Here is a 16,396-nt window from a genome sequence, read left to right as displayed (position 1 = left end):
CGAGGAGCGGGCCCACGCACGGATGGTCCGGCATCGGGTCGCTCGAGGCCCGCCGAGCCGTAGCAGGCCGCGATCCGCCGCCTCGTCACCGCCCTCGACACCACGTCGCGGCGGCATCCGACGGGCGCTCCACGTGACGAGGGCTCGACCTGTCGCCCCACAGGACGGCCGCCCCACAGGACCGGGCCCACGCGCGCCGGCCGAGGGCGTCCCGGCGGCCGAGCGACGGCGTGCCGCGGACGACACGACTTGTTCGACGCCGGGGCGACGGCCCCCACCCCCGCCGACGCCGCGGTCAGGGCAGCGGAACCGTCCAGATCACGTCCGTGCCGGATCGAGGCGAGGAGACGACCGTGCAACGGCCGCCCGCCGAGGCCGCCCGCTCCTCCAGATGTCGCAGGCCACGCCGGGTCACTCCGGGCGGAATGCCGCAGCCGTCGTCGACCACCTGCACGCTCAGTCCGTGTTCGTCCCGCCGAAGCCGAATGAGCACCCGCCCCGCCCCGGAGTGCCGCACCACATTGGACAGCGCCTCCCGCAGCGCCGCCCTGGCATGGTCTGCCACCGTGGTCGGAACGTCGTCCACGGGGCCGGTCAGCTCCAGGGTCGGAGCGATGCCCAGCAGCTCTCCCGCCGTCGCCGCCTCCGCCCGTGCCGAATCGGCGAGACCGCTCGGTGCGGACTCCGCCGGATCGGCCGACCGCAGCGCCCGCACCGTGGCCCGGATCTCGTCGATCGTGGTGTCCAGTTGGTCCACGGTCTCGCCGAGCCGCCTGTCCTCGTCCGGCTCCAGGCGCCCGGCCAACCCCCGACCCAACAGGTCGAGCTGCATGCCCGCCGCGTAGAGCCGCTGCACGATCACGTCGTGCAGGTCCCGCGCGATGCGCTCCCGCTCCTGGTACACCGCCACCCGGCGACGGGCGGTGGTCCCCTCGGCGAGCACCAGTGCGAGCCCGGCCTGAGCGGCGAACGCCGTGAGAACCTCCACCGACTCGGCCGAGAAGCCCGCCGTGCCACGTCGGCGGTACACGGCCAACGCCCCGAGCCGCCGTTCCCTGGTGCCGAAGGGCGCCACGGCGAACGGCCCGTAGCCCCGCAGCACCTTGGGCACGAACGGCGCGGTCCTCGGGTCCGAGGTCAGCTCGTCGACCACCACCGGGACGCCGCCGCGGGCCACCCTGGCCGCCGTCGACCGCGCCGACAGCACCGCGCCGACGGGATCGCCCACCGAGGAGGCCCCCTCGAGCGCTCCGCCCTCGACGCCGCCGTGCGCGGCCTCCACCGTCAACGTCCCGTCAGGCGAGCGCACCATCGCCAGGCCCAGGTCCGCGCCGGTGAGCGCGGCGGCCTGCTCGACGACCATCGGCAGCACGAGATCCGGATCGTCACCGGCCAAGGCCGCGGTGGTGATCCCGGTCGCGGCGGCGAGCGTGCGGCCCGCGAGGGAGGAGTCCATGGTCATGCCCAGGATAGGAGCCGGTCCTCGGCCCTCGCAGACCGCAGGCCCCGCCGAGCGGCGGCCCGCCGCGTCGCCCGCCCATGCCGCCTCGGCCTGGGCGCGGACCCGTCTCGACGCCGACATCCGACTAGTCCGCCCTCGCCTGCTGAACCGGAACCACCACCGGACCGCTGTGCAGGCCGATCTCCATCGAGAGCGGCTGGCTGGACAAGGCCAGCGCACCCAGTTCGGGGTAGGCCCGCACCGTCCCGTCGCGCACCTCCAGCACGAGATCGGCGTCCTCGGCCTCCTCGATGTGGTGAGTCACGTGCACCACGGTGTGGTCGGCCAGCTCGGAGCGGATCGCCGCTCGGACCCGCGCGGCGGCCTCGGCGTCGAGCGATGCCGTCGGCTCGTCCAGCAGCACCAGGTCGGCATCCCGAGCCGCGAGCAGCGTCCGCGCGAAGGAGAGCCTGCCCGCCTCGCCGCCGGACAAGGCGACTCCGTCACCGCCGACGACGGTGTCCAGTCGGTCGACGAAGGCGTCCAACCCCGCCGACCGCAGGGCGGCCCGCAGGCGCTCGTCATCCGCGGTGGGGTCCGCCAGCCGGAGATTCTCCCGGATGCTGGTGGAGACGAGTGAGGCGTCCTGCGGGCACCAGGCGACCCGCGCGGGACGGCTGATCATGCCCTGTTCAGCGGGCAGGAAGCCCAACAGGAGCGCGAGCAGCGTCGACTTGCCCGCGCCCGACGGACCGAGCACCGCGACCCTGGCGCCAGGAGGCAGCTCCATCGTCACGTCGCGCAAGGCGGGCTCCGCGGCGCCCGGCCACCGGGCGTCGACCTTGATCAGCCGTACCTCGGCGGTGTCCGGCGTGGGTCGCAGCGCGGTGTCGGCACGCGGCCTGCCCGTCACACGTTCGTCGGCGGGCAGGAGCCTGCCCTGCGCGCCCCGCAGCGCGGCGGCCTGCTGCCAGGCCGGGGGCACGGTCGCGACGATCTCGCCCGCGGTCAGCGCGACCAGCACCACCACCGCGGCCCACGGCCCGCTCAGCGCACCCGCCGCGACCGCGTCGGCCACCGCCGCGAGGCACACCAGCAGTGCGGCGCCCGTCGCCGTCGTCACCACGGCGGCCGCCGCGCCGACGCCCACGGCCTCGCGTCTGCTCAATCGCGTCAGTTCTCGATCATCCCGGTCCAGCGCGTCGCGGCACTGCCGATCGGCGCCCATCGCGGTCAGGTCGGCCGCCCCGTCGAGGAGTCCCAACACCCGGTCGGCCACCCGCCTGCGCAGCGTGGCGGGTACCGCGACGCCGCGACGTCGCACCGTCGCTGCCACCCAGCCGCCGCCGATGGCGGCGATCAGCAGACCGGCGGCCATGGCCGCCCCCGCCGCAGGCAGCAGGGACCACTGAGCGATCACCACGAGGACGCCGACCACCCCGGCGACCAGCGGTGGCAGCAGCACCCGGGGCACGAGGTCGCGCACGACGTCGACGTCCGTGACGAGGGTGCGCAGCGCCTCGGCGTTGCCCCGGTGATTCGCCTGTGCGGGCCCGGCGCGCACCAGCGATCTCCACAGGGAGAGCCGCAGTCTGCCCGCGAGCCGGAAGGCCGCGTCGTGGGTGAAGAGCCGCTCCAGGTACCGCAGCAACGCCTTCGACAGGGCGAAGGTGCGGACGAGCACGGCGGCGACCGTCAGCGTGAGCACCGGGGGGTGGTCGGCCGCGGTGGCGATCAGCCAGCCGGCCGTGCCGGTGAGCGCCACGCCCGCGAGGACGGAGAGGGCGCCGAGCCCGACGGCCACCGCCCACCGCCGGTCCAACAGGTCCCACAGTCTGCCGGGGAGCGCTGGTCGGGTTGCGGTGTCAGCGGCGACCGGACGTGTCGTCTCGACCCCGGCAGCGGCGTCGGTGGGCCGGTGTTCGGCCAACACCACCACGGCGCCGTCGTCGGCGTATCGACGGACGCTCGCCCGCACCGTGCCCGCCGTGGCGGCGTCCAGATGCGATGTCGGCTCGTCCAGCAGCAGCAGGCGGGCGCCGCGTCCCATCCGTAGGAACGCCCGGGCCGTCGCGACTCGCTGACGTTCGCCCAGGGAGAGCGCCGCCGTCGATCGGCCGAGCAGATGACCCGCGGCGGCCGATCGCGCGGCCACGATCAGCTCCCGCTGGCTCGGCGGACCGCCTTCCTGGTCCGCCGTGGCGAGGGCCAGTTCCTCCGCGACGGTGGGCTCGGTGAATCGGGGTCGCTGCGGAACCCAGGCCACATTGCGTCGCCATTCTCGGAGGTCGCAGCGCGACAGCTCGAGGTCGCCTACCCGCACGTCGCCCGCATCGGCGGGCAGCAGGCCCAGCAGCACGGCGAAGGTGGTGGACTTGCCGCTGCCGCTGGGCCCGATGCCGTTCTGCCCGTCCAGCCGCAGGATCTCGCCCGGCTTCACGTGGAAGCTCAGCCCGGCGGGCGCGTCTCGATCGCGCCTGTGCACCCGGAGGTCCGTCACATGAACGCCGCTCACGGCGAGTTCGGCGGCGAGCCGCCCAGCGGATTCGGCGGCGAGCCGCCCAGCGGATTCGGCGGCGAGCCGCCCGAACGCCTCGGCGGCCTCGCATGCCTCGGCCGAGGGCGGCCGGGCCGCGCCGTCGTCGCCGCCTCCGGTGAAGGAGCCGCCCCCGCCCTCAGCGTCAGACGCGGCAACCGGCCCCGGCTCGCCCGCCTGGGCGCTGATTCCGGTCGACGGCACGGCCGCCGGTCTGCTTCGAGTCGCCCGCGCGCCGGTGGCGGGGCGGATCGCCGGCTCCGCCGCGGCCGTCCCGGGTCTCGGTTCTCGGTCGAGCGAATCAGCGAGGTCGAGGACGTCGTGGACTCGGCGGACGGCCTCCACGCCGTCCTCGGCGGCATGATGCGCCGCCCCCGCCGCGCGCAGCGGCAGGTAGCACTCGGCCACCAGGATGAGCACGACCAGCGCGGTCGTCAGCTCGACATCACCCGCGACCACCCGAAGGCCGATGTTGACGGCCACCAGGGCCACGGACATGGACGCGATCAGTTCCAGTGCCAGCGCCGAGAGGAACGCGACGCGCAGCGTCGCCATGCCTGCCCGCCGGTGCTCCTCGTCGACACGTTCCACCAGAGCCGTCTGCGCCGCCGCCCGGCGAAACGCCGTGAGCAACGGCAGCGCCTTGACCAGTTCCCGCAGTCGGTCGGACAGCCGAGAGGCGGCATCTGCCGTCCTGGCCGATCGTGCCTCGGTGAACCGGCCGATCAGGACGGCGAAGAGCGGGATCAGCGGGACGGTCACCAGGATCAACATCGCCGAGGGGGGATCGGTGAGGAGGATCCAGCCGCCGACCAGCGGCGGCACCGCCGCCGCCGTGACAAGGGCGGGCAGGAGCCGGATGAAGTAGGCGTCGAGCGCGTCCAGTCCGGTGGTCGCGATCGAGGCGAGATGGGCCGCACCGCCGCGAACCTGTGACGGCGCGGTCGGGCCGTCGGCGGCCGCGCCGTCGGAGTCGACGTGCGCGGCACCCGGGCCGCCGCCGTGAATCCATTCGGGGCCGATCCGCAGGGCCGCGTCGAGCAGGGCGCCCCGCAGCTCACGCCGAGCCGCACCCGCCGCACGAGCCGCGACGGACTCGGTCGCCCAGCTCAGCCCGGCCCTGGCCGCCACCGCGATGCCCAGGACCCACAGGTTCCCCGCCAGTTCGGCCGCGCCGACGCCGGAGACGACGACCGCACCGAGCGCCTCGGCCATCGCCACCGCCTGCACGACGAGGACCACCGCGTTGGCCGCCGCGAGCAGGCCGGTCAGCAGCAGGGCGCGGCGCGTCGACGTCGGCAGCAGCGACAGCCCGGCCATCGGCCCGCGTCCAGCCGATGCCTGCCTGCGGGCCGAGGGGAACGGCAGGGCGGCCGCGTCCCCCGACGACACGGCCGCCCCCTCCGTCGTCGACGCCCTCACGGCACGCGCACCGCGGGGATGTGCGCCGTGCTGATCCGACGTCGGAACACCCAGTAGGTCCACCCCTGGTAGAGCAGCACCGCGGGCGTTCCGAACGCCGCGACCCAAGTAATCACGCTAAGTGTGTAGGGGCTGGAGGCTGCGCCGGCAACCGTCAGGGTGAACATCGAGTCGATCGTGGACGGCATGACATTGGGATACAACGATCCGAACAGAACCACCACCACTGCGGCGAGCATCACTCCCAACAGAGTGAAGGCCCGGCCCGCCCGCCCCCGGGGCAGCAGGAGCAGAGCGCCGATCGAGGCGAGGACGGCCACCCCGGCGATCACGGCCGTCCAGGCCGCACCGTGCCGGAACTGGACGATCGCCAGCAGGGCCGCGCCCGGCAGCAGGAGCAGCGCCCCGTACCGGCTCGCGAAGCGCTGCATCCGCCACCGGATGTCGCCGTCGGTCTTCAAGGCGAGGAACACCGCACCGTGCAGCAGGCTGAAGCCGGCGAGTGCCAGGGCTCCCAGCAGCGTCTCGACGCGCACCAGGTCGATCAGCCCGCCCCGGAGATCGCCGTTGACGTCGATCGGCAGTCCGGTGACCGTCGCGGTGATGATGAAACCCCAGCCCAACGGCGGGAGCCAGGAGCCGATCTGGATGACCCGGTCCCAATTGCGCCGCCATCGGACGCCGTCGACCTTCCCTCGGTACTCGAAGGCCACGCCCCGACCGATCAGGCTCAGCAGGACGAACAACACCGGCAGATAGGCGCCCGAGAGCAGCGCGGCATACCAGTCGGGGAAGGCGGCGAAGGTCGCCCCGACGGCGACGATCACCCAGACCTCGTTGCCGTCCCAGACCGGGCCGATGGTGTTGATGAGAACCCGGCGTTCCTTCTCGTCCCTGGTGCCGATGCCGAGCAGCATCCCGACGCCGAAATCGAACCCTTCCAGGAAGAAGTAGCCGAGCCACAACGTCGCGATGAGGAAGAACCACACGGTGGGCAGGTCCATGGTCAGCTCCCGACTCGAGCGATGCGGCAGGGGCGGCCGCGGCCCCGCCGCCGAACGGGGGTCGCCCGGCGACTATGGGGCGGACGGGCCGCACCCCGGTGTGACGACGCGATGAGGGCCTCCGGCTCAGTACGCGAACGAGAGGACATCCTGGTCCCGCCCCTTCTGTTGCCCGTCGTCGCCCGCGTCGGCGGAGGCCGGCGGATCGTCGTCCGGCGGGTCGTCCTTCTCCCAGGGCGGCCGCATCACCCCGTCGACCCCGGCCCTGGCGTACCGGATCAGCAGGAACAGCTCGACGACCGCGAGCGCCGCGTAGACGAGTGTGAGCGCGACCAGGGAGAAGACCGCCTCGCCCAGGGACACCCCCGCCGAGACGGCGCTGGCGGTGAACATGTACACGCCGTCCACCCCGGTCGGGTTCGGCACCACCACGAACGGCTGGCGCCCCATCTCGGTGAAGATCCAGCCGAAGGTGTTCGCCAGGAACGGCGTGGCGATCGAGGCGAGGGCGACCGGCGCGAACCATCGCCACCTCGGCACCCGGCCGCCTCGGGTGAACCAGAGCGCTGCGGCTGCCGCGGCGGCGGCGATCGATCCGAAGCCGATCATGAGTCGGAAGCCCCAGTACGTCACCGGCAGCGAGGGCACGTAGTCGATGGGCATGCCCGCGAGTTCACCGAGCCGCGGATCGTCGGGATAGTGCGATCCGTACTGCTCCTGGTAGGCGGGGATCAGCTCCTCGATGCCCTTGACCTCGCTCTCGAAGTCGCCCTCGGCGAGGAAGGACAGCAGGGCGGGCACGGTGACGCTGACGATGTTGTCGCAGCTCGGGTCCCTGAGGTCCCCGATGGCGAAGATCGAGAAGCCCGCGGGTTCCTCTGTCTCGCACAGCGCCTCGGCCGCCGCCATCTTCATCGGCTGCTGCTCGAACATCAGCTTGGCCTGGATGTCGCCGGACACCGCCACGGCGGCGAAGGAGGCCAGCCCGACCCAGCCGCCCCATCGCAGGGACGTGTGCCAGACACGACGGTCCGGGTCGTCCACCGGGGAGTTCCGATGCCTCCGTGCGAGATGCCAGGCCGAGACTCCGATGAGGACGGTGCCCGCCACGGCGAGACTGCCCGCCAGCGTGTGCGGAAAGGCGGCGAGCACGGTGGAGTTGGTCAACAGCGCCCAGATCGAGTTGAGCACCGGGTCGCCGTCCGGCCCGATCTCGACCCCGACCGGATGCTGCATCCAGGAGTTCGCGGCGAGGATGAAGTAGGCGGAGGCGACGGTGGCGAGTGCGGCGGCCCAGATCGAGGCCAGGTGGAGCCGCTGAGAGATGCGGCCCCAGCCGAAGATCCACAGTCCCAGGAACGTGGACTCCACGAAGAAGGCGACGAGGCCCTCCATGGCCAGCGGGGCGCCGAAGACGTCACCGACGAAACGTGAGTAGGCGCTCCAGTTCATCCCGAACTGGAACTCCTGGACGATGCCGGTGACCACGCCCATGGCGAAGTTGATGAGCATCAGCTTGCCCCAGAACTTGGTCATCGCCAGGTACCTGGGGTCGCCGGTGCGGTGCCATGCCGTCTGCATGATCGCGACGAGCAGGGCGAGTCCGATGGTCAACGGCACCATCAGGAAGTGGTAGACGGTGGTGATGCCGAACTGCCACCGCGCCACGTCGAGGATCTCCACGCTGCCTCCTTCAGGGCACGTGGCGAACCTAGCCGCGGTAGATGAGTGATCTTCAGGTTCGAGAGTCCCGTCGACGCGGGACCTTGGTCCCGTCTCGGACCGTCTCCGCGGCGGCCGACCGGATCGTCGGCACCCGATCGCGGGCCGCTCCGCCGACACGCCGCCCGAGGCACGCGACACGCATTCGGCGAACGCGCCGCACGGGTACCCGGGGACCCGTCAGCTCAGCGCCGCCGCGATGTCCGCCGCGGCCCGCAGCACCTGCGGCCCCACGGCCTCGGCGTCCAACGGAGCCAGCGCCACCACACCCACGCTGGCCCGCAGTCCGTCGACGCCCGTGATCGGCGCCGCCACCCCGTGCGCGCCGGTCTGAAGCTCGCCGCAGGAGACGACCCAGGGCCCGTCCTTCGACGTCAGGTCGATCGCCCGGCCAGCCGCCCCGAAGCGCACCGAATGCCGGGTGCCGACCCGGTAGGAGACGTGGAACGCCGTCCAGGACGGTTCGACGACGGCGACGGCCTGGGCGTCCATCCCGTCGGCCACGGTGATGTGCGCGGTGGCGCCCACCTGCTCCGCGAGGACCCGCAGCGACGGCAGCGCGGCGAACCGCACCTGCGGGAGCACCCGGTTGGCCAGCCGGAGCACACCGAGACCCAGCCGGACCTTCGAGCCCTCACGACGCACGAGGCCTCGAGCCTGCAACGGTCCCAACATCCGATAGACCGCCGCCCGGCTCGCGCCGATGGCCGCGGCCAGATCACTGATGCTCGGCGCGTCCGACTCCGCGTCCGCCACCGCCTGAAGCAGGGTGAGCCCGCGTTCGAGGGTGAGGGAGCGCTCCCTGCCCGCCGGTACGTCGTCGCCCTCCGCCGAGGCCGTCGCCCCGCCGGAATGTCGCCGCCGCGCGGCCGGTGCCACCATCGCCTCAGTCCTCACGCTCACGCCGACGCGGCGGGTCTGACCGTGCCCGCCACCTCGGCGAGCCCGACCACCGAGCCGTTCGGGCCGGGGGCCGTCGCGGTGACGACCACGGAGTCGCCGTCGGCCAGGAAGGTCCGGCGAGCGCCGTCGGCCAGCTCGATCGGCTCCGCACCGCCCCAGCTCAATTCCAGAAAGGAGCCGCGTTCGGCTCGGAGCGGCCCGGACACCGTGCCCGAGGCGAAGAGATCGCCCGGCCGGACCGTAGCCCCGTTCACCGACAGATGGGCGAGCTGCTGGGCGAACGACCAGGACATCGCCGCGAACGGCGGCCTGCTGACCACCGTGCCGTTCCAGCTGATCTCGAGCCGGAGATCCAACCCGGCGGGTCGATCCTCCATGAGATAGTCCAGCAGGTCGTGCGGAGGTGCCTGCGGCGACACCCTGGCGTGGTCGAAGGCCGCCAGCGGAGTGATCCAGGCCGCGATCGACGTCGCGAACGACTTCCCGAGAAACGGCCCCAACGGCTGATACTCCCAGGCCTGGATGTCCCTGGCCGACCAGTCGTTGACCAGGGCCACCCCGAAGACGTGGTCCTCGGCCTCGGCCGTCGACACCCCGCCGGCGACCGCTCCGCCGCAGACGAACCCGACCTCCGCCTCGATGTCCAGCCGGGTGCTGGGCCCGAAGACGGGGAGCTCCGTGCCCGGCGGCCTGCGCTGTCCGTGTGGACGGACGACGTCGGTCCCCGAGACGACCACCGTGCCCGAGCGCCCGTGATAGCCCACCGGCAGGTGCGTCCAGTTCGGCAGCAGCGGCGCCGAATCGGGCCGCAGGATCCGGCCGACGTTCTCCGCGTGGTGCCGCGACGAGTAGAAGTCCACGTAATCGCCGACGGTGAACGGCAGGCTCGGGCGCAGGTCGCCGAGCGGAATCAGCCGGGCACCACGCGGCGCCGTCGACTCGGCGGTCAAGGTGCGCAGCCGCTCCCGAAGTTCTCGCCAGATCGACGCATCACACGCCAGCAGCGGGTCGAGCGAGTCCTGAACCACCAGCTCCGCCAGCCGAGGCCCCAGCACATCGGCCAGCCCGCGCAGCGGCAGCGCATGATCACCGACTCGCACCGCAGGCGTCGGACGACCGTCCACCCGCACCAGCCCATAGGGCAGGGTCTGCGGTCCGAACGGTGCATCGGCATGGAATCCGGGCACGTCGATCCAGGTCACTCGTCAAGCCTCTCTCGGGAGTCCCGACCGTGGAAACCTCTTTTCGTCGATTTCTGGCGGAATCGCGGCCACTCGCCCCTGCCCGCGCCGACGGCTGGATCGACGCGATGCCCGCCCGTCGTCGACACCCGCCCGGCCCTGTCGGTGACGCGGGCAGAAGACGAGTCGCTCACAGCAGGCCGAGCTGTTCCAGGTCCTCGACCGGCTCGGTGAGCGAGCAGGAGCCGTACGAGGCGAAGACCGACCGGACCGCGGTGGCCGCCTCGTCGCCGAGCGCCTCGGCCTCGTTCACCAGGGCTTCGGCGTCGGTGCTCAACAGGGCCTCGCGGACGTCCTTGCCCGACAGCGACCTCGCGGTGGCGACGATGAGATTGAGGAATCCGTGGTGGGTGAAGCCGGTCTCCTCGTCGGTGTACCGCACCGCGTGATGCATCCCCGCCGTGGCCTTGAAGGGCAGGCCCGTGGTGCTCGCCACAGCGAGGAAGTCCGCCACCTGATCGGCGCCGGGGAACGCCTCCATCGTCTGGCCGCCGCAACGCAGTTTCGGCCAGGACCCGTGCTCGGCGACCCGCCGCACGCTCTCCAGCCAGCCGGGACCGCCGCGACGCGGTTCGATGACCCGGATGACGTCCTCGGGGACGAACTCCGAGACACGTTCCAGCCAGACCTCGTCCAGATCGGAGGGAGCGGGCATCTCGACCATGCGCAGCGCGAGCAGCTCACTGCGGGACTCGACGATCGACACGGCCTTGGGCACACCCCCCAGGCCGGTGTCGATCACCAGCGACAGGGCTACCGGACGGATCGGCTTCGCCTTGATCAGCTCGGTGATCAGCTCCGACAGCCTCGACGCCGGGCACAGGAACAGACCCAGCACACCGGCCGTTCCTCCTGCCCTGGCCTCGAGGTGGCGGCGTACCGCATCCGGCATGCTCGCGCTGCCGGGTGGGAACAGTGCGGCGTCATCGATCAACCTCGCCAACAGGGGTGGGATACCGCGTGGACCGGGCGCATGGAGTTCTACGGCGCTTGACACGGCTGCGAGGCTAGTGCGTACCACAGAATGAACAAAGGTGTCCGTATAACGAACGCCGGGAGCAGATCGTGCCGCACTACCGCGCCGTGGGCGAGATTCCCCCCAAGCGACACACCCAATTCCGCAGGCCAGACGGGGGTCTGTACGCCGAGGAGCTGATGGGCGTCGAGGGCTTCTCCGCTGATTCCTCGTTGCTCTACCACCGCCATCTTCCCACCGCCATCGTGAACGCCGAGACCGTCGAGGAGACCGGGCGCGGCTCCACGCCGAATCTGCCGCTGAAGCCGCGCCACTTCCGTACCCAGGCGTTGAACTGGCGCGATGCGGGCGACCCGGATGCCATAACGCATCGAAGGCAACTTTTTCGTAACGCCGACGTCTCGATCTGCTTCGTCGAGGCGACCTCCCCGAGTCCCCTGTACCGCAACGCCGTGGGCGACGAGCTGTTCTACGTCCAGTCCGGACGTGGCGCGGTGGAGACGATCTACGGCGCGCTCGACGTCGGCGAGGGCGACTACGTCGTGCTGCCCACGTCATGCACCTACCGGGTGAGACCCGAGCCGTCGATGCGGCTGTTGATCCTGGAGGCGAGCGGCCACATCGGACCGCCGCGCCGCTACCTCTCGGCCAGAGGGCAGTTCCTGGAGCACTCGCCGTACTCGGAACGCGACCTCCGCGGCCCCGCGGCCCCGCTGCTCGTCGACGGCGAGGACGTACCCGTGCTGGTCCGCCATCGAGCAGGCCTCACCCGCCTGACCTACGCCCGGCACCCGTTCGACGTGGTCGGGTGGGACGGGTGCCTCTACCCGTGGGTCTTCAACATCCGCGACTTCGAGCCGATCACCGGCCGGGTCCACCAGCCGCCGCCGGTGCACCAGACCTTCGAGGGCCCCAACTTCGTGGTCTGCTCGTTCTGCCCGCGCAAGGTCGACTACCACCCGCAGGCGGTGCCGGTGCCGTACAACCACGCGAACGTCGACTCCGACGAGCTGATGTTCTACGTCGGCGGCGACTACGAGGCGAGGAAGGGCTCCGGGATCGGGCTCGGCTCGCTGTCCCTGCACCCTGCGGGCTGCACCCACGGCCCGCAGCCGGGGGCGGTGGAGGCCTCTCTCGGCGCGGAGTACTTCGACGAGACGGCCGTCATGGTCGACACCTTCCGCCCACTGGAACTGGGCGAGGCCGCCGAAGCCTGCGAGGACCCGCGCTACGCCTGGTCCTGGGCCCGACGTGGCCCGGACCGGGCGGACTGACGCCGCCGGAGGCGCGAGCGTCCGGCTCGACGTGAACAGCGGCGCGTCCTCGGGATCGGCGGCCCGCGCGCAGGCATCGACTCCCGCCGAAGACCTGCGGCAGGCCGTTCACCGCGGCATCGGTCCGTGCGGACGTCTCCGACCAGGGAGGGACTCCGGCGCCCGCCAGGACGTCGGGGTCAGGACCGTCTCACCGCTTTCTCGCCGACTCCGGAGCCTCGGGCCTCGGTGGCACCGGCGTGCAGGCGACACCCTGGCGGATTCCCCCTTACGACGCCCGATCCCGCGCGGCGCGCTTCCCTCCCACGCCGAAATAACTTAGGCTCCCCTAATAACCCGTGGTCGTTCCTCGTCGGCGCCCGCTCCCGGACTCGACGGACCACGGCATCGGCATGGGCGGCTCGTCTACGTCGCCCCGCGTCCCGGTGCGAGCCGTACGAGCCGGACACCGACGCGGAGTCCTGGAGGTGAGAGTGGACGTCAACGCGAGTCGCAGGCCCCCGTCGCCCACGGCGGCGGAACGAGCCAGGTCGACGGCTACCCGGGGGCGTGCCGTCATCCTGCCCGCGATCGAGAGCGCCGCCCGGGTGAACCCCGTGCTGCATCACGTGCACCCCGACGGCACCGTGTCCGCGATCCTCTCCCGACGGCATCCGCTCGTCGGCCTCGCCCTGCACGGTGCGGGCGGCGAACTCGCCGCGATGGTCGAGGTCGCGGACACCGCGCCCGTGGCCCTGCGCGAACCGGTCCGCGGGCTGCTGTGGATCAGCGGGCTGCTCAGCGTCCTGCCCGAGCGGGCGGCACGAGCAGCCGCGGTGAGCATCGCCGAGACCCGTCCCGACCCCCGACTGCTCGACGTCGGACACGACATGGTCGTCCTCCGGCTGCGGGTCGCCTCCCTGGTCCTCGCCGACGCCGACAGCAGCGGCCCCCTGGACGTCGCCGAGTTCGCCTCGGCCGCCCCGGACCCGTTCTGCCGGTTCGAGGCGGGCTGGCTGCGACACCTCGAGGGTGCGCATCGCAACGTCGTCGACATGCTCGCCCGGCATCTTCCCGAGAAGATCCGGGGCGGTCGGGTGCGACCGTTGGGACTGGACCGGCTCGGCCTGCGGCTGCGCATCGAGGACGACGACGGCGATCACGATGTGCGGCTGGCCTTCGCCAGACCGGTACGAGACGTCGCCGAGTTGTCGGTCGAACTGCGCAGGCTCGTCGGCTGTCCGTTCCTCGTCCGGCAGACCTGAGCTACCGTCTGGGCCGTGCCCACCGGATCGCCCAGTCCCTCGTCCGGCTGGTTCAGGCCGCGACGGCCCGACGATCCGGCGGTGATCACCGACCCGGCGGAACGCCGCGCGGTGGTCGTCGAACTGCTCATCGTCTTCACCGCGACGCTGGGACTGTCCGGGCTGCGCAGCCTGCTGTCGCTGCTGGATCGCCTGCTGCGGCCGGAACCGCTGAACGAGCAGGCGGTGGCGATCAACGTTCCGCAGGCCGCGCTCGGGCTGTTGGACTTCGCCAGACAGCTCACCAGCGTCCTCCAGCTCCTGTCATGGGGCGCGTTGGGCGTGTATCTGATCTGGCGTGGCGGCATCGCGCTACGGCGGATCGGCCTCGATCGCACCCGTCCAGGCCGTGACCTGTTGCACGGACTCGGTCTGGCGGCGTTGATCGGCATCCCCGGACTGGCCTTCTACCTCGGCACCCGCGCGATCGGCATCAATCTGACCGTGGTGCCGTCAGCCCTGGACGAGCAGTGGTGGCGAAGTCTGGTGCTCGTTCTCTCGGCACTGGGCAACTCCTGGGCCGAGGAGATCCTCGTCGTCGGATACCTGCTCACCCGTCTGCGGCAACTCGGCTGGTCGGAGAACGCGAGTCTGCTCGCCTCCGCCGTGCTGCGAGGCTCGTACCATCTCTATCAGGGCTTCGGGGGCTTCCTCGGCAACATCGTGATGGGGCTGATCTACGGCCGCTACTGGCAGCGAACCAATCGGCTGTGGGCCCTGGTCGTCGGCCATGCGGTCATCGACATCGTCGCGTTCGTCGGCTATGCGCTGCTGCGCGACTCCCTGTCCTGGCTCCCGTGACGCGCTCGGCGTCCGATCGGCACTGCTCGCGGGCGGACTCCGCCAAGACGTCCTCGGCGAGTCGGAACGTGCAGGCCGCAGGCTCCTCGCCTCGGTCCTCGGCGGGCAGGCCCGCCGCCAGCCGCAGCGCCACGTTGACCGTCTCGTCGACCGTGACCGTTCCCAGCCGCAGGCCGGCCATGGCCAGCATCTCGTCATCGATGTCCGTCACCCGCATCACCTCGTCGGGATAGCCGGTCCGACGGGACTCAAGCCCGCCGGACGGGCGACCCGGCCGGCGCGACGATGACGATCCGACAGCGACGCACGAACTGAACGAATACGCGCCGATTCACGGTTTGACGTTAATAGATCGACGCAGGCCAGAAGGAAGACAGCGAAATCGCTCGTGTACCGTCGCTGATCGCGACGATTATCGACGTCGAGCTTAGGCTGATCGGCGTGAGCATCCAGGTCATTCCGCCCGTGTCCCCGCCCGCCCGAGTCGACTCCGAGGTGGGGCCGCTCCGATCGGTGCTGCTCCACCGACCCGGCAACGAGCTGAAGCGCCTCACACCGAGGAACAACGATCAGCTGCTGTTCGACGGGATTCCGTGGGTGGACCGGGCTCAGGACGAGCACGACGCCTTCGCCGCGCTGCTCCGATCCCGCGGTGTCGAGGTCCTGCTGGTGGCCGACCTGTTGACCGACACCCTCGCCGACCCGCGTGCCCGTGCCGCGGGAATCCACGCCGCCGTGGAGGAACGCCGCCTCGGTCTCGAACTGGCCGACGCGCTGCGCTCGCACCTCACCGGACTGCCCGCCGCCACGCTGGTCGAGGTGCTGATGAGCGGCATGACGTTCGAAGAGCTGCCTGCGTCGGAGGGAGCCTCTCTGGTCCGGCGGATGCGGCATCCACACGACTTCGCCGTCACCCCGCTGCCCAATCTGCTCTTCACCCGCGACTCCTCGATCTGGGTCGGCGACCGCGTCGCCATCACGTCGCTCACCATGCCCGCGCGCCGCCGCGAGACCTCCATCACCGACCTGATCTACGCCTACCATCCCCGGTTCGCCTCCGCAGGTCGCGCCTACGGCGCGCACTCCGCACCCGTGGAAGGCGGGGACGTGCTGCTGCTGGCCCCCGGCGTGCTCGCCATCGGCGTCGGCGAGCGCACCACACCCGCCGGGGCCGAGTCGTTCGCGAGATCCGTCTTCGCCGACGGCCTGGCGCACACGGTGCTCGCGGTGCCCATCGAGCAGCGACGCGCCTCCATGCACCTGGACACGGTGTGCACGATGGTCGACGTGGACGCGGTGGTGATGTACCCCGCCATCCAGGACACCCTGTCCGCCTATCCGCTGCGGCCGACCGGGGAGGGCGGTCTCGCGGTGGCGGGACCGGCGCCGTTCCTCACCGCCGCCGCCGAGGCGATGGGCATCGAACGACTGCGAGCGATCGACACCGGACTGGATCCGGTCACCGCGGAACGGGAGCAGTGGGACGACGGAAACAACACGCTCGCGCTCGCGCCGGGGGTCGTGGTCGCCTACGAGCGAAATGTGGAGACGAATACCCGACTCGAGGAGAATGGAATCGAGGTCCTTCGCATCTCAGGCTACGAACTCGGCAGCGGCCGCGGCGGACCGCGTTGCATGTCCTGTCCACTGTCGCGCGATCAGATCGCCTGACCGAGCATTTTCGCAAATAGTCGAGATGCCGAGAAAAGGGAATCAAACCACGCCTGACCTGCCAGGTAAGGTCAGGCGTGGCTAACTTCGGCAAGCCTTCCCTCCGCTGAGAGGTATAGCCG

The 16,396-nt window shown here is 71.5% G+C and carries 12 protein-coding genes; 4 read left to right on the top strand and 8 right to left on the bottom strand.

Going from position 1 to position 16,396, the window contains the following annotated elements:
- Positions 1 to 295: 295 nt before the first annotated feature.
- From AHOG_RS00530 to AHOG_RS00500, 7 genes are all read right to left on the bottom strand, one after another.
- Positions 296 to 1,456, bottom strand: a complete 1,161-nt coding sequence (locus AHOG_RS00530; RefSeq protein ID WP_093944018.1) for a GAF domain-containing sensor histidine kinase — start codon at positions 1,454 to 1,456, stop codon at positions 296 to 298.
- Between the two features lie 130 nt (positions 1,457 to 1,586).
- On the bottom strand, positions 1,587 to 5,369 hold the full coding sequence (gene cydC / locus AHOG_RS28170; protein ID WP_157736558.1) for a thiol reductant ABC exporter subunit CydC: 3,783 nt from the start codon (positions 5,367 to 5,369) through the stop codon (positions 1,587 to 1,589).
- A gap of 26 nt (positions 5,370 to 5,395) precedes the next feature.
- On the bottom strand, positions 5,396 to 6,403 hold the full coding sequence (gene cydB / locus AHOG_RS00520; protein WP_093939614.1) for a cytochrome d ubiquinol oxidase subunit II: 1,008 nt from the start codon (positions 6,401 to 6,403) through the stop codon (positions 5,396 to 5,398).
- Positions 6,404 to 6,529: 126 nt separating this feature from the next.
- Positions 6,530 to 8,086 carry a cytochrome ubiquinol oxidase subunit I gene (locus AHOG_RS00515; RefSeq protein ID WP_093939613.1) on the bottom strand — a complete coding sequence of 519 codons (1,557 nt, stop codon included), beginning with the start codon at positions 8,084 to 8,086 and terminating at the stop codon, positions 6,530 to 6,532.
- Between the two features lie 219 nt (positions 8,087 to 8,305).
- Positions 8,306 to 9,007: a helix-turn-helix domain-containing protein gene (locus AHOG_RS00510; protein ID WP_093939612.1), complete on the bottom strand. Its 702-nt coding sequence runs from the start codon at positions 9,005 to 9,007 to the stop codon at positions 8,306 to 8,308.
- Between the two features lie 17 nt (positions 9,008 to 9,024).
- The gene (fahA, locus tag AHOG_RS00505; protein ID WP_093939611.1) at positions 9,025 to 10,230 is read right to left on the bottom strand and encodes a fumarylacetoacetase; all 1,206 of its coding nucleotides are present in this window, start codon (positions 10,228 to 10,230) and stop codon (positions 9,025 to 9,027) included.
- 169 nt (positions 10,231 to 10,399) lie between these two features.
- Entirely contained in the window at positions 10,400 to 11,203 is an 804-nt protein-coding gene (locus AHOG_RS00500; protein WP_281258101.1) for a hypothetical protein, read from the bottom strand.
- 131 nt (positions 11,204 to 11,334) lie between these two features.
- Between AHOG_RS00500 and AHOG_RS00495 the strand changes: the two genes are divergently transcribed.
- The 3 genes from AHOG_RS00495 (at position 11,335) to AHOG_RS00485 (ending at position 14,603) form a co-directional block, all read left to right on the top strand.
- Positions 11,335 to 12,519, top strand: coding sequence for a homogentisate 1,2-dioxygenase (locus AHOG_RS00495; protein ID WP_093939609.1), 1,185 nt, complete (start codon positions 11,335 to 11,337; stop codon positions 12,517 to 12,519).
- Positions 12,520 to 12,992: 473 nt separating this feature from the next.
- Positions 12,993 to 13,763, top strand: a complete 771-nt coding sequence (locus AHOG_RS00490) for a DUF2470 domain-containing protein (RefSeq protein WP_245857125.1) — start codon at positions 12,993 to 12,995, stop codon at positions 13,761 to 13,763.
- 81 nt (positions 13,764 to 13,844) lie between these two features.
- A complete protein-coding gene (locus AHOG_RS00485; RefSeq protein WP_093944016.1) occupies positions 13,845 to 14,603 on the top strand; it encodes a CPBP family intramembrane glutamic endopeptidase in 759 nt (252 codons plus the stop codon).
- Here AHOG_RS00485 and AHOG_RS00480 read toward each other — a convergent pair.
- On the bottom strand, positions 14,539 to 14,814 hold the full coding sequence (locus AHOG_RS00480; RefSeq protein ID WP_157736557.1) for a hypothetical protein: 276 nt from the start codon (positions 14,812 to 14,814) through the stop codon (positions 14,539 to 14,541). The genes AHOG_RS00485 and AHOG_RS00480 overlap by 65 nt on opposite strands.
- Positions 14,815 to 15,044: 230 nt before the next feature.
- Here AHOG_RS00480 and arcA point away from each other — a divergent pair, with 230 nt between their 5' ends.
- Entirely contained in the window at positions 15,045 to 16,274 is a 1,230-nt protein-coding gene (gene arcA / locus AHOG_RS00475) for an arginine deiminase (RefSeq protein WP_245856496.1), read from the top strand.
- The last annotated feature ends 122 nt before the right edge of the window (positions 16,275 to 16,396 follow it).

The organism is Actinoalloteichus hoggarensis, assembly GCF_002234535.1.
Taxonomy (GTDB): Bacteria; Actinomycetota; Actinomycetes; order Mycobacteriales; family Pseudonocardiaceae; genus Actinoalloteichus_A; species Actinoalloteichus_A hoggarensis.
The sequence above is the reverse complement of the archived record's forward strand: the minus strand, read 5'-3'. Positions and strand labels throughout refer to the sequence as shown.